The following is a 12865-nucleotide window of genomic DNA, read 5'->3' as shown; positions in this document are numbered from 1 at the left end:
TTCTATGGAGATTTACATTAGCTACTGCCATGAACAGTGGCCGCAAATTAACTAGAAGCAAATTGTTTCCCTATATTGTTCTATGGGTAAACCAACAGTAGCTGACCGTTACAAAATTTATCCCTGTTAACTCCTAGTTAATAGGAAAGCTTATTTATAAGCTTACTTGTAGTTTGTGGGGGAAGTTTGGTTGTGATTAACTTTTTATAAATCTGAATACCAGTTTTAGTATAGAGAGTGTCAGCTCTTCTAAATCTTATATCTTCTGCTATTTACGTTGTCTTAGGTTCTTAGTTAATGGACTATCGTACAAAAAATATCGGGATAGCTCGCATTGTGACTCCATATTGGACTTTCGAGTGAAAAACGCCTTTACTAAGCTCCTCGTACAAGCAGGTATTGAGTTAATTGGGTTTGCAGTCTAGTTTCACTGGTGCGCATCCATTTCGTATTTGAAAGCCACTCTAAGTATTGTAGAAAAGTAGATAATGAAGAAAAAAATTGATGCGGCTATATCAATAGTATTAGTGATTTGTTCATTGTTGGCCGTAGGCAAGGTTTGGGCAAGGGAAGAAGTTGCTACGTCTCCCATACCAGATTGGGTTACAAAGGTAGTAGTTCCTGAAGTAAATGAGCGGCCTGTGGATAAGATCCAGGATGGGGTTCACTATCTTCTGCTGGACTCCCAGATCAAAGCAGGGGATGAGCCAGGATTTGAATACTTCTTTCGAATGGCTGAATACATTATTAACCCTGAAGGGGTTGATGAAAGCTCACAGATAAGTATTGATTATGACCCAGAGTATCAAAAGGTTACATTACATACTCTTAATGTGATCCGCGATGGACAGGTTTTAAATAAACTCAATACTGCGCGAATAGATCATATTCGGCGCGAAGAGGAGATGGATGAGTCAGTCTACCATGGTCAATTAACACTCAATATTTTGTTAGACGATATCAGGGTGGGTGATGTTGTAGAGTATAGCTACACGCGTTCGGGGGTGAATCCTGTTTATCAGGGGATATTTGCATATAGCTCCAGTCTGAATTGGTCTGTCCCACTTGAGAGACTCTATTTGCGTATATTGTGGGAGAAGCAAACACCTCTCTATAGTTCAATTTTAAATAGCGATTTGGAACTCAAACAAAAAGATCTGGGTGGTGCCAGAGAGTATGTCATCGAGGACAATAAACTTGATCCAGTTAAATCTGACGATGGGACTCCTTCCTGGTTTAGTCCTTGGGGCGCTATTTACTTTAGTGAACAGGCAACCTGGGAAGCTGTTGGTGTCTGGGGGTTAGGGTTATATCAAGGAGTTTTTAATGTTGATGCGGAGATAGCTAAATTAGTCGCTGACATCAAGTTAAATCACAAAGATAAGAGTTCCCAAATCTCTGCCGCACTTCGGTTTGTCCAGGAGGAGATACGTTACTTAGGAATAGAGTTGGGGGAAAACTCACACAAGCCCAGACCAGCCAGCACGACTTTGCGGTATAGATATGGAGATTGTAAAGATAAAACTGTACTGTTTTTAACTCTATTGAAAGAACTTGGAGTTGATGGCTACCCGGCTCTAGTGAATACCGAAACAAGACTTAAAGATAGAATCCCCAGCGTACGGTCATTTGACCATGTTATCAGCTATTTTGAATTTGAAGACAAAGAGTATTGGGTAGATCCAACGCGTAGCTATCAGCATGGTGACTTGAGTAGTATTTTTCAGCCAGATTATGGAAAAGCACTAATACTCAGGCCGGGCACTGATGACTTGGTAAATATGGAGCCAGATGTCGCAAAGTATGGAGTATTTGTAAAAGATGAGTTCACAGTACTGGATGACGGCCCTGCAACCTTTACAACCACTACTGTAAATTATGGTAAGGACGCCGAAAGGCAGAGACAGCGTTTAGCTAGCAATGGGCGAGATCAAATCCAGACAGAATATTTGGAGTTCTTTGAGGATTATTATCCCGGGATTGAAGTCGCTGCTCTAATTGAGCTAGAAGATAACCCAGAGCGAAATATATTCACCTCTCATGAGCAATATAAGCTGGAAAATTTTTGGGAAGATAAACCAGATAGAAAGCGCCACGAGGTTGATTTTTATGCAAACATTGTTAGCCCATGGGTATCTGAGCCGGATGATCAGGATAGGCACCATCCGTTGGCTTTATCGTATCCAGAGCATATAGAACAGGTTATTGAAGTTCACTTCAATGGAGATGATTGGTTTTTTGATAGTGAGTATTTTGAAGAAGACAACAGCTTTTTCTATTTCAAAAATGAAGTTTCCTTTCAGGAAGACAGTAAGACGCTTTCTCTGAAATATATATACCGCAGTAAGGCTGATCATGTTAAGCCGAGTGAATATCAAGCCTACGTAGAGGCTATTAACAAACTCAAGAATCAACTGAGTTACGGTATCTATCAGTCTTATGAAAATACCTCAGGAGATACTGAGAGTGATTTCTTGTCACAGTTATCGCTCGCCACGTATATCTATATCTATGCCGCCATGTATGTCTTCCTGGTCTTTATGTGGCGCTTTGATAGATGGAAGAACCCTGTAAAGGAAGATACGATTTTTTACCCTGTCTCCCTGGGTAAGCTGACGGCGATGTGGGTTTTTACATTCGGAATTTTTGGTGTTTATTGGTTTTATAGAAACTTCAAATATATCCGGGAGCAGGAACGTAGTGCGATCATGCCGCTCGCTAGAGGTATTTTTAACAAGTTCTGGTACTTCCCCCTTTGGAATAAACTCCGTGAAGATAGTGAAAATCGATATGGTAAATCATATTTGCCAAACAAAGGATTTGCAGTTGTATTGGCCATTACCTTTTTGATCTCACCAGTCTTGGGTAGATATACGGGCTACCCCCTGGTGTTCCAGCTTCTAACCGTGCTAACAGTATTGCCATTGGCAAACTATTTACTGTTTGTGAATGGTGATAAGTCACCAGCGGTAATTGAGGGTTCCAAATGGCGTGCTAGGCATGCTTTGTTAGTGGTGTTGAGCTTGCCGGTGTGTGGGCTGGTGGTCGGTGGAGAGTTTGGTATTTTAGCTAGCGACAAGGTTGTTGAAGGAAGTGAGATATCAGATAGGGACCTCAAGTTTATGCAGAGAAAGGGGATCCTAAAGGCTACTGATGAGGTAGCATATTTCTATAGTGATGCGCTTCTATTCGTGAGTGAAGATGGCAATGGTTTTACACAACGCCATGTATTTTCCTATTGGAAAGATGGGGATATTTTGGAAAAGGAAATGGCATCTTACGAGGATATTGAGGATCTACAGGTAGACTGGTCCAGTTCTTTAGGCGATACCACTACGGTAACGGTTGTCAGAAAAGATGGCAGTGATTTTATACTTTATGTTTCCAATCTTGGGGGGAAGGATAAGGTGTTTATATCCTCCCTTAAAGAGCGATTGAAAGCTGTTCTATAGGTAGGTTGGGAGCTGCTGGAGCTTAAATTTATAAAATAGCTCCAGCTGTCCTACCTTGAATTTTTTAGACTTGGGATAAGGTAAAATTCATAAATACCTCTTGTACTTTTTCAGTCTTCAGGTTTCATACCTAAAGACTGAAAAAGCCTCTGATGTTGTTCAGGTTCCATTTCTTCAAACTTATGGTGCTATGCGAGCGTTGAGGCTTCATCAATCCCTTCGGCTCTAATGATTTCTACCCATTGGCTCTTTGTGACCATTATTCAATAGAGAGTTGTCCGCTTTCTTTCCTACGCATCCAGCTTGCTGCCAGTAAAAATTGCTGATAGATTCTAAATGTGATCACATTTCAGCTGGGCAAAAATGTAAATAAGTTAAAGGGAAGGGATAGTTTATGGTGAGTCCGATTGTAAGGGCCGGGGCGAAGCAGAGTAGTGAGGTCGCAGGACTGGTAACAAAATTGCTGCAAGCTCTTGTCGGTCATAAGCGCAACATCGATCCAGAGGTCATGGCAGTAACGGCTAAGAAGTTACTTTCACAAGATAATGGGTTCCATGCTTTCCTATATTATGCCGATGGAGCTCCAGTGGGCGTTATTACCCTATCAAGGTCTGCTGCTATTTATGCCGGTGGCAACTATGGGGTAATTGAGGAATTGTATGTTGAGCCAGAGTTCCGTTCACAGTTTATTGGTAAGGCTCTTTTGGATGAGGTGATCAGATTTGCGAAGGAGGAGGGCTGGCCACGGTTGGAAGTTAGTACTCCGGAAAGAGAAAACTGGCAACGAACAATTGATTTTTACCTCCGAGAAGGTTTCCTCGAAAATTCGGTCGGGGAGAGGTTGAAGCTGGAATTGTAGCTCTTAACCTGAAAAGGAACAGGTCGCTTTGAAAAAAGAAAGTCGTATAGGCTGAGTTTGATCTGACAGGGTAATTCAAAAAGTAGCGCTGTCTGCCAGATCAAGCTTGGGCCACAGGGCTCAGTGGTGTGTTAAACCAGAGCTGCGACTAGCCTCAAACAAAAACCATGACCGCTTTTCCGCCTGATCAATATACTCTTCCAGCAAGCTTGCTGTAGCAATATCTCTGTGCTCATCACAAAGTTCGTGGACTTTACGCATACTTGCGATCATTTCCCGGTTGTCTTCGCCTAGCTCTAACAGCATATCTTGCGGATCTACATACTCGGCATCATTATCTGAAGAACGCTGTAGCTTAGCGATATGGCCAATGGAGCGAAGCGTAGTGCCTCCTAGTTTGCGTACGCGCTCCGCCAGTGCATCGGTCATCTCGAATACTTCATCGGCTTGGTCATCAAAAAGCAAATGGTAGTCCCTGAAGTGGGGGCCGCTAACATGCCAGTGAAAGTTTTTGGTCTTCATATATAGGCTGAAAGTATCTGCAAGTAGTGTATTAACAGCGATAGAAATGCTGGCCCTCGCACTCTCACTTAAATCAGACGGGGCGGCTAGCCTGGATTGTGTGCCTACCGCTTCTCCAGTTGCTTTTCTCATATCAAACCTCATAAGTTATGACAAAGGGACAGGTGTGGCAGTCGGTGTCTCCATGGCACTAGATTAGACACCTATATGGAGACTAGCCATTCAGAAAGGGGAAGATATTTAAGGTCTTCACAAGGGGCTGCGTAACTTGGGGTATTTAAACATTGATAGCGAAGACGCGCTGGAAACAATTGTTTGTCGGCACTGCTTAAACCACCAAAAGTATGCTCTTGCCATTGAAGTTGCTACTGCACTTAAAAAAAGTGTCCTCTCTGAACTTGATAGTTCTCGGGGAAGCAAAGAAGCCTATGCCTATAAAGCTATAGCCAGGTGCGATCGTTTAATTTCACTAGCGAAAGAACACCTATAAAGACCAAGATATAGCAGCTATACAATTCGGAGGGATTAGATTTGCTGTTGATTTGTCAAACGATGAATGGTTAGTTCAAGTAAGAGGCTGATAACTAGATCAACTTACCAATCATCAAAAGTCATAGTTAAATAAAATATTTTTGATGTGATATAACATTGCTTTATGCTTGAGGGATAAGGCCGTATTTTTTGTCATAAGTGATCTGTTAATCCTCCTTGGCCGTGTCTCCCGTGAACCATTCCACACTTTTTTGCGGAAAAATATTTATTACCTGAGTTTTTTGTGGAGATTTAAAACTTGTCATCGCAGTCCACATGAGTTGCGAGATCTCCATTGAGGACAACAATTTCCAAGTCGTTATACATTTGTACCAAGTTGAAACAATGGTACCAATTTCGCTCAAGCTAACTAAATGATCCTAAATTCAGCAGTTTTTGGGCTTTCCCTTTATAGAATTTATTTAGCCAAAGCGGGGCGGTTTAGGAGTAACCAATGTCGAATGATTTTTTGGTATTGGAATAAATATAACTTCGGAGAAACCACAATAATGAAATTATCTTTAAAATTTCTTTTACAAAAGACGGCTTTAGCAAGTGCATTCTCATTGCTATGCACTGCGCCTTTTGGTGCCTATGCGGAAGAAGCGGATAACACGCTGCTAACTGATCGCATCATCGTTAAGTACAAAGAAAGCGCTAAAGTTGGACGGGCCGCTACTATGGCTCAGGAAACTGTGGAAAAAGCTTCCCGTCGCGCTGGCCATAAAATGCACCATCTGCGCCGCATAGCTACTGGCGCTCAGGTAATGCGCCTGGAAGGTCGAAAAAATAGAGCTGAAGTAAATGCAATTATCGATCGCCTGAGGCAAGACCCGGATGTGGAGTACGCAGAACCAGATCTGATCTTGAAAGCAGTGGCTGTACCTAATGACCCAAGTTACCTCAATCAGTGGCATTATTATGAATCTACCGGTGGCTTGAACCTTCCATCAGCCTGGGATACCACTGCGGGTAACGGGGCTGTGGTCGCGGTACTCGATACTGGTTATCGACCCCATGCAGACCTGGCAGCCAACATTTTGCCGGGCTACGACATGATCGACGATACCTTCGTTTCCGTAGATGGCGATGGTCGCGATAGCGATGCCACCGATCCGGGTGATTGGTATAGCTCTGGTACTTGTGGAGATAGCTCCTCAAGCAACAGTAGCTGGCACGGTACCCATGTTGCCGGCACGATCGCTGGCGTTACTAACAATAATCTTGGTATCGCAGGTGTTGCCTATGAGGCCAAGATTGTTCCTGTCCGTGTGCTCGGCCGTTGTGGTGGCTATACGTCAGATATTGCTGACGGAATCATTTGGGGTGCTGGTGGTTCTGTCAGTGGACTGCCAGCCAATGCGAATCCCGCCGATGTACTCAATCTCAGTCTTGGCGGCAGCGGAAGCTGTGGTACTACTACACAAAATGCCATCGATACTGCTCGCAGTCTCGGTGCGACGGTTGTTGTAGCCGCTGGCAATAGCAATGCTAATGCAAGCCAATTTACTCCTGCCAGTTGTGATGGGGTGATCTCAGTGGCTGCGACTAATCGCAGTGGCGGTCGTGCTTACTACTCTAACTACGGCAATGTAGTAGATGTTGCAGCGCCGGGTGGAGCACAGAGCTTCGCCAATGACTCCGACGGCGTCCTCTCTACCTATAACAATGGTGCTACTGACCCCGGCAGTGATAGTTACTATTACATCCAGGGCACCAGTATGGCGGCACCTCATGTGGCCGGTGCTGCAGCATTGCTCTACTCTGTAGACCCTACCTTGACTCCAGATGAAGTTGAATCAATCCTCACCAGTACCGCACGGAGCTTCCCGGCTTCTTGCAGCAGCTGTGGTTCAGGTATTGTCGATGCAGCAGCGGCCGTAGCCTTGGCTAATGGTGGAGGCGGCGGTGGTGGCGGTAACGACGGCGGTGAACTTGAAAATGGTGTTGCTGAGACTGGTATCGAGGGTAACAGTGGTGATGAAATTAACTTCACCCTGGAAGTGCCTAACAACGCTACAGACTTGTCTTTTGTAATGTCCGGTGGAAGCGGCGATGCTGACCTCTACGTTCGCCATGGCAGCGCCCCCACAACCAGTACCTATGACTGCCGCCCCTATACTTCAGGCAATAATGAAACTTGTGATATCGATAACGTACAGGGAGGAACCTATCACGTCATGGTACGTGGATATAGCTCCTTCTCTAACGTTAGCCTCGTAGGCAGCTACACCGCAGGTGGTGGTGGTGGCGGTGGCGGTAGCGACAGTTGGGAAGAGACAAATCTCAGTGGTTCTCGCAACAGCTGGCAGCACTTCACTATCGACGTTGATAGCGGAGCTTCATCGCTGAGCGCCGTAATGTCTGGTGGCAGTGGGGATGCAGACCTCTATGTTCGTTTTGGCCAAGAGCCCACCCGCACAGCGTACGATTGTCGTCCTTACGAATGGGGTAATGATGAAAGCTGCAGCATCAGCAATCCAGACGCAGGTACCTGGTATATCAGTATCCGCGGTTACTCTGACTACTCTGGAGTTTCTCTGAGTGCTAGTACTGAGTAAATGGGCTAACTCCCACTCGACAGGTTCCTGTGGGGTGGATAGATAGCTGTTCTACTCAAATAATGCCAGTCAGTTAATCTGACTGGCATTTTCATTTAGCACGTTGATCTCCGCAGAATCCTTTCCCAGTTATATTACCGGCAATATCACCAATTCTGTGATGATCATTTCCACTGCTCGATTAAGGCTCGTTTTATCAGAGTGGATTAACTTCAAGCTCCAGCCTTTTCTTTAAAGTTGATAAATTTCGAAAAGTATTTTGCAGCCTTTCTGTGCACAGTGATTGGAAAGCCCTTAGTTATCTCTATATCGGTGCAAAGACAGATAAATAAGTTTATTTAGGTGGAGGCTGTCACAAGAATAGAAAGAGGCCGGCAATCACCTAAGAAGGATACATCGGTTGCCACTACTATCCCTGCGGGCAAAATTGAAACACTGGTACTAATTTTGTCTCGATATCCAGCCATGACTTGCTCAGGCATATATCTTGCGTAAAGCCTAACGTGCCCTGTCACAACAGGGACAGTGGTACTAATGGTTAGGATGTTACACCCCGTCGGCTAAATCATCATGGAGAGATAACAATAATGAAGTCACTGTTGAAAAAATCCACTCTAGCAGGTGTGTTTTCACTTCTATGTACAGGCTCCTTCGCCACCCAAATGGATAACATAAGTAGTTCCCCAACAACTGACCGGATCATTGTGAAATACAAGCAGGATTCCACGATCGGACGGTCAGCGAGCATGACTCAGGAAACTGTGGAGAAAGCCTCTCGCCGTGCGGGCCACAACTTGCGCCACTTGCGGCGCATGGCGACGGGTGCACAAGTCATGCACCTGGGGAGCCGAAAAAGCCAAGCCGAGATCAACCTGATAATCAACCGCCTAAAACAAGACCCCAATATTGAGTACGCTGAGCCCGACTTGATGATGCACCCTATGGCGATCCCAAATGACCCCAGCTATTACGACCAGTGGCACTACTTTGAAGCTGATGGCGGACTGAATTTGCCCGCAGCCTGGGATATAACTCAAGGGGAGGGCGTGGTAGTAGCAGTTATTGATACCGGTTATCTCGCTCACTCAGACCTCATGGACAACTTGCTGCCTGGTTACGACATGATTTCGGATTCCGATATCGCTGTAGATGGGGATGGCCGTGATAGTGATGCCAGTGATCCCGGGGATTGGTATACCGATAGTTACTGCGGAAACCCACTGTATCCGGAGTTTGATAGCAGCTGGCATGGCACTCATGTGGCCGGCACCATTGCTGCCGTCACCAACAACAATATGGGTATCGCTGGGATAGCCCATAAAGCAAAAGTACTCCCCGTTCGAGTACTCGGCCGCTGCGGCGGTTACACTTCTGATATTGCCGACGGCATTGTCTGGAGCGCTGGCGGCTCGGTTAATGGTGCACCAGCCAATGAAACTCCGGCCCAAGTGTTGAACTTGAGCCTGGGTGGTCTTGGCCTCTGTGGAAGCACAACTCAAAGCGCCATTAATACGGCCCGTAACCTGGGCGCAACCGTTGTTGTTGCGGCGGGTAACTCTGGGCGGAATGCCTTCTGGTTTTCCCCGGCTAACTGTTCAGGAGTCATTACAGTATCCGCGACCAACCGCTCCGGAGGACTTGCTTACTACTCCAACTACGGCAATGTGGTCGATGTCGCTGCCCCCGGAGGTGAAACTAACTCGGTGGAATCCGATGGCGTTCTCTCTACATTAAACAGCGGCGCGCGAACTCCCGGTAGTGATAGCTTCGCTTACTACGCCGGCACCAGCATGGCCGCTCCACATGTTGCCGGTACAGCCGCACTTATATATTCAGTCAAGCCCGATGTTACACCAGATGAGGTTGAATCCATTCTCACCAGTACAGCCCGAAGTTTTACAGGCTCATGTCGGCGCTGTGGGTCAGGCATTGTTGATGCGGCGGCAGCCGTTGAGGCCGCTATAGAGAATTGAACTGTCGAAAGGCGCTAGCTTAATAAAAGACCGACATTTCGTCGGTCTTTTACACTTTCCCACTAAAGGATCTAGCCAAGTACAGGGGTGAGGTTAATATTCATCCTTGTTCCCATGCGGGAAATGGATCATTCAATGTCGCCCAGTATTCTTTGCCTCGTAGCACTTCGTCCTCGCTTAGCAGGCAGTCATCAAGCGCTTTTGTCATGCTGGTTTGATTCAAACTCTGGCCAATAAATACTAGTTCTTGCCGCATATCACCAAAGGGTTCTACCCATTGTTTTTCAATGGAGCTGCGATAATTTTCGTCTGTGGGCCAGTTTTCTTTGGGTATAGCTTTCCAGAACATCCCAGCGAAACCATAGTGGGCAATGCCTCCCGCTTGACTCCATTCGCCTGCAAACTCAGGGCGGGACGCCAGCCAAAAATACCCTTTGGAACGAATTAACTTGCCGTGCCTCTCAGTATTGTGCAGAAATTGATGAAATTTTTCTGGATGGAAGGGTCTACGTGCTTCGTAGCTGAAACTGCTAATGCCATACTCTTCCGTTTCAGGAATATGTTCACCTCGCATCTCTTTAAGCCAACCAGGTGCTTGCTGCGCGCGCTCGAAGTTAAATAAGCCGGTACTTAGAACCTCGTCAATATCGACTTGCCCTTGAGAGACCGGAACTATTTTTGCCTGCGTATTTAGAGTTCGCAGAATGGCCTCTAGGCGCTCAACATCAGAAGGGCCAGCTAAATCTGTTTTACTGATCAGAATGACATCTGCGAACTCGACCTGGTCGATCAGCAAATCAGTTACACTGCGTTCGTCGTCTTCACCTAATGATTCACCAGCATCCTGTAAAAATACGGCCTCGTCATAGTCCTTTAAAAAATTGACTGCATCGACCACCGTCACCATTGTGTCCAAACTGGCAACATCAGAGAGAGAAACACCATTTTCGTCGGCAAAAGTGAAGGTTTCTGCAACGGGTAAGGGTTCAGAAATCCCTGTTGATTCAATAACGAGATAATCAAACCGTCCTTCCTGCGCAAGCTTAGTGACTTCCTCCAGAAGGTCTTCCCGCAGAGTGCAGCAAATACAGCCATTACTCATTTCAACAAGCTTCTCCTCACTACGGTTAAGAGAAACTTCGCTCTGTACTTTCGTCGAATCAACATTGATTTCACTCATGTCATTGACGATTACAGCAACTTTTTTGCCTTCGCGATTGTTCAGTATGTGGCTAAGTACGGTAGTTTTACCGGCACCTAGAAAACCTGAAAGGACGGTGACTGGGAGTTTGTTTGTATGTGCCATTAGTCTCTCCACACTCTGAGTATTCATCCATGTGTACTAGGTTAATCAGATTGTGTGCAATGATATATCGTATCTTTTATGGGTCAAGCTATTTCATTTACATGAGGGTAGGGCGGTAGTATTACCGCTCCTCCTTTACCCGCTTACTCCGCCCACTTTCATGCCGCTCCCGCATATCGGAATCAATGTAGCGATCGGTCGTAGCCATACTTGCATGGCCCGCATCATCGCGCACATGCTCGCGGGGGCGGTACTTCACATCTTCAGAAATACCCGTATGGCGGAGCCAGTGCACAGTGGCAGCCTTAAGATCTTCAGCATCTTCCCCTAAGCCTTCTTCAACCATCCGTTGGTGGGCAGCATCAAAGCAGTTTTGAACAATCAGGCGAACCTGTCGGGTACTGGTAACCGGTCCCTTGCCACGGGACTTGTGCACCAGAGGTGTCTGCTCATTAAAGCTGGGCAGAGTAGGGAGCTGCAAATAATTTCTGTAGCGCTTCAAGGCCTTCAACATTTGGTCGCAAACAGTGATCGCCCGGCCTTTGTTACCTTTACCCGTAACGTGAAACCACCAGTTTCCGTCGCGATCTTTCTTGAAATCACCCATAACTGGTGCCGATCTTTCATCCGCAACCAACTCAGAGATTCGCAAATACATAGCGAATAGGGCGTTCATAATGAATAAAGTTCGCTCGTGATCTGTTGGTGATGTCTCGGCCATGATCTCAGCAGTCTCCAGGACATAGTCCCACTGCAAGTTGCTGATTCGGCGCACAACCTGGCTTTGTTGCTCACGTCGAACAAACTTACTTTTCTGGCGAATCAGTGCCACAGGGTTGGCTGGAACCAAGCCTTCTTGATAGAGAAAATCGAAGAAGGATGACAATGCAGTAAAGATGCATTTGATCGCTGCCTGGGATGGCCGGAACTCCTTGGGAGAAGCCGTCTTGCCAGCACGAAACTCAACTTTGGACACACTGACTACGAATGGCCGCCAATCGGCATTCACAACACGCTCGCCATTCTGTGTTTTGAATCTGGCAACATTCTTAGTTCCGATCCAGGCAATTGGCGGCTCAATGCAAAACTGCACAAACTCCTCAATGTGTTCGCGCTTCAGAGTCATTATTGAAACTTCTTTAATGCGCCACGCCCATTGCAGCAAGCGCTCAAGTTCACGGCGGTAGCTGTTAAACGTTGCCTGGCTGCCGTTATAGCTGTAAAGAAACTTAAGCGTGAACTCCAGATCGGTATCAGCACCAGGAATCTGCTTGCTGAGATAACGGCTAGCTGAAAAGCTGGTGCAGCGGAATGGATTCTCAAGATTGTTCAGGTTGTCGATGATTGGTGCTGGTGGCCGGTTGGAAGCAGACATAGAAATATGGAGTTGTTGTTGGAATGCTGCAAATTATACGGAAAAACGGGTATTTATAAAATATCCGATATTCACAAATATCGGAAATATCGTAACCCCTTGAACCCCCTCAGGTTTTCAATTTTTTCTTGACGGTTTTTTCCGATATCCACGTATCTCCTTGCTGTGGGAATGCTTGGTTGCGGTGCTCGGGTCGAATCTGGGTACATTCCAGCTCCCCGATAATCCCCTGTAGTACTACCATAACCCTCTCCGTTTGTTTTGGTTCCGGTTAACCAGGTCGGTG

Annotated in this window: 8 protein-coding genes; 4 read left to right on the top strand and 4 right to left on the bottom strand. The window is 46.1% G+C overall.

Annotation, left to right across the window (positions count from 1 at the left end):
* Window positions 1-488: 488 nt before the first annotated feature.
* Together ACJJIE_RS06105 and ACJJIE_RS06100 are read left to right on the top strand one after the other, a co-directional pair.
* A complete protein-coding gene (locus tag ACJJIE_RS06105; RefSeq protein WP_444893933.1) occupies window positions 489-3452 on the top strand; it encodes a DUF3857 domain-containing transglutaminase family protein in 2964 nt (987 codons plus the stop codon).
* A 394-nt stretch (window positions 3453-3846) separates the two neighbouring features.
* Window positions 3847-4311 carry a GNAT family N-acetyltransferase gene (locus tag ACJJIE_RS06100; protein ID WP_444893932.1) on the top strand — a complete coding sequence of 155 codons (465 nt, stop codon included), beginning with the start codon at window positions 3847-3849 and terminating at the stop codon, window positions 4309-4311.
* A gap of 120 nt (window positions 4312-4431) precedes the next feature.
* On the opposite strand, the gene ACJJIE_RS06095 is transcribed toward ACJJIE_RS06100, so the two are convergent.
* A complete protein-coding gene (locus tag ACJJIE_RS06095) occupies window positions 4432-4965 on the bottom strand; it encodes a Dps family protein (protein ID WP_444893931.1) in 534 nt (177 codons plus the stop codon).
* 908 nt (window positions 4966-5873) lie between these two features.
* Between ACJJIE_RS06095 and ACJJIE_RS06090 the strand changes: the two genes are divergently transcribed.
* Both ACJJIE_RS06090 and ACJJIE_RS06085 read left to right on the top strand, forming a co-directional pair.
* Entirely contained in the window at window positions 5874-7925 is a 2052-nt protein-coding gene (locus tag ACJJIE_RS06090; protein ID WP_444893930.1) for a S8 family peptidase, read from the top strand.
* A gap of 587 nt (window positions 7926-8512) precedes the next feature.
* Entirely contained in the window at window positions 8513-9898 is a 1386-nt protein-coding gene (locus tag ACJJIE_RS06085) for a S8 family peptidase (protein ID WP_444893929.1), read from the top strand.
* A gap of 100 nt (window positions 9899-9998) precedes the next feature.
* Here ACJJIE_RS06085 and zigA read toward each other — a convergent pair whose 3' ends face one another.
* From zigA to ACJJIE_RS06070, 3 genes are all read right to left on the bottom strand, one after another.
* Entirely contained in the window at window positions 9999-11204 is a 1206-nt protein-coding gene (zigA, locus tag ACJJIE_RS06080) for a zinc metallochaperone GTPase ZigA (protein WP_444893928.1), read from the bottom strand.
* Between the two features lie 121 nt (window positions 11205-11325).
* Entirely contained in the window at window positions 11326-12579 is a 1254-nt protein-coding gene (locus ACJJIE_RS06075; protein ID WP_444893927.1) for a tyrosine-type recombinase/integrase, read from the bottom strand.
* A gap of 109 nt (window positions 12580-12688) precedes the next feature.
* Window positions 12689-12823, bottom strand: a complete 135-nt coding sequence (locus tag ACJJIE_RS06070) for a hypothetical protein (RefSeq protein ID WP_444893926.1) — start codon at window positions 12821-12823, stop codon at window positions 12689-12691.
* Between the last annotated feature and the right edge of the window lie 42 nt (window positions 12824-12865).

The organism is Microbulbifer maximicatervae (SeqCode) (assembly GCF_052467325.1).
This window is presented reverse-complemented; position numbering and strand designations above follow the sequence as displayed.

Bases quoted from the DNA above. Each gene is read 5' to 3' on its own strand.
- ACJJIE_RS06105 (WP_444893933.1), top strand. From the start codon at position 489: ATGAAGAAAAAAATTGATGCGGCTATATCAATAGTATTAGTGATTTGT.
- ACJJIE_RS06100 (WP_444893932.1), top strand. From the start codon at position 3,847: ATGGTGAGTCCGATTGTAAGGGCCGGGGCGAAGCAGAGTAGTGAGGTC.
- ACJJIE_RS06095 (WP_444893931.1), bottom strand. From the start codon at position 4,965: ATGAGAAAAGCAACTGGAGAAGCGGTAGGCACACAATCCAGGCTAGCC.
- ACJJIE_RS06090 (WP_444893930.1), top strand. From the start codon at position 5,874: ATGAAATTATCTTTAAAATTTCTTTTACAAAAGACGGCTTTAGCAAGT.
- ACJJIE_RS06085 (WP_444893929.1), top strand. From the start codon at position 8,513: ATGAAGTCACTGTTGAAAAAATCCACTCTAGCAGGTGTGTTTTCACTT.
- zigA (WP_444893928.1), bottom strand. From the start codon at position 11,204: ATGGCACATACAAACAAACTCCCAGTCACCGTCCTTTCAGGTTTTCTA.
- ACJJIE_RS06075 (WP_444893927.1), bottom strand. From the start codon at position 12,579: ATGTCTGCTTCCAACCGGCCACCAGCACCAATCATCGACAACCTGAAC.
- ACJJIE_RS06070 (WP_444893926.1), bottom strand. From the start codon at position 12,823: ATGGTAGTACTACAGGGGATTATCGGGGAGCTGGAATGTACCCAGATT.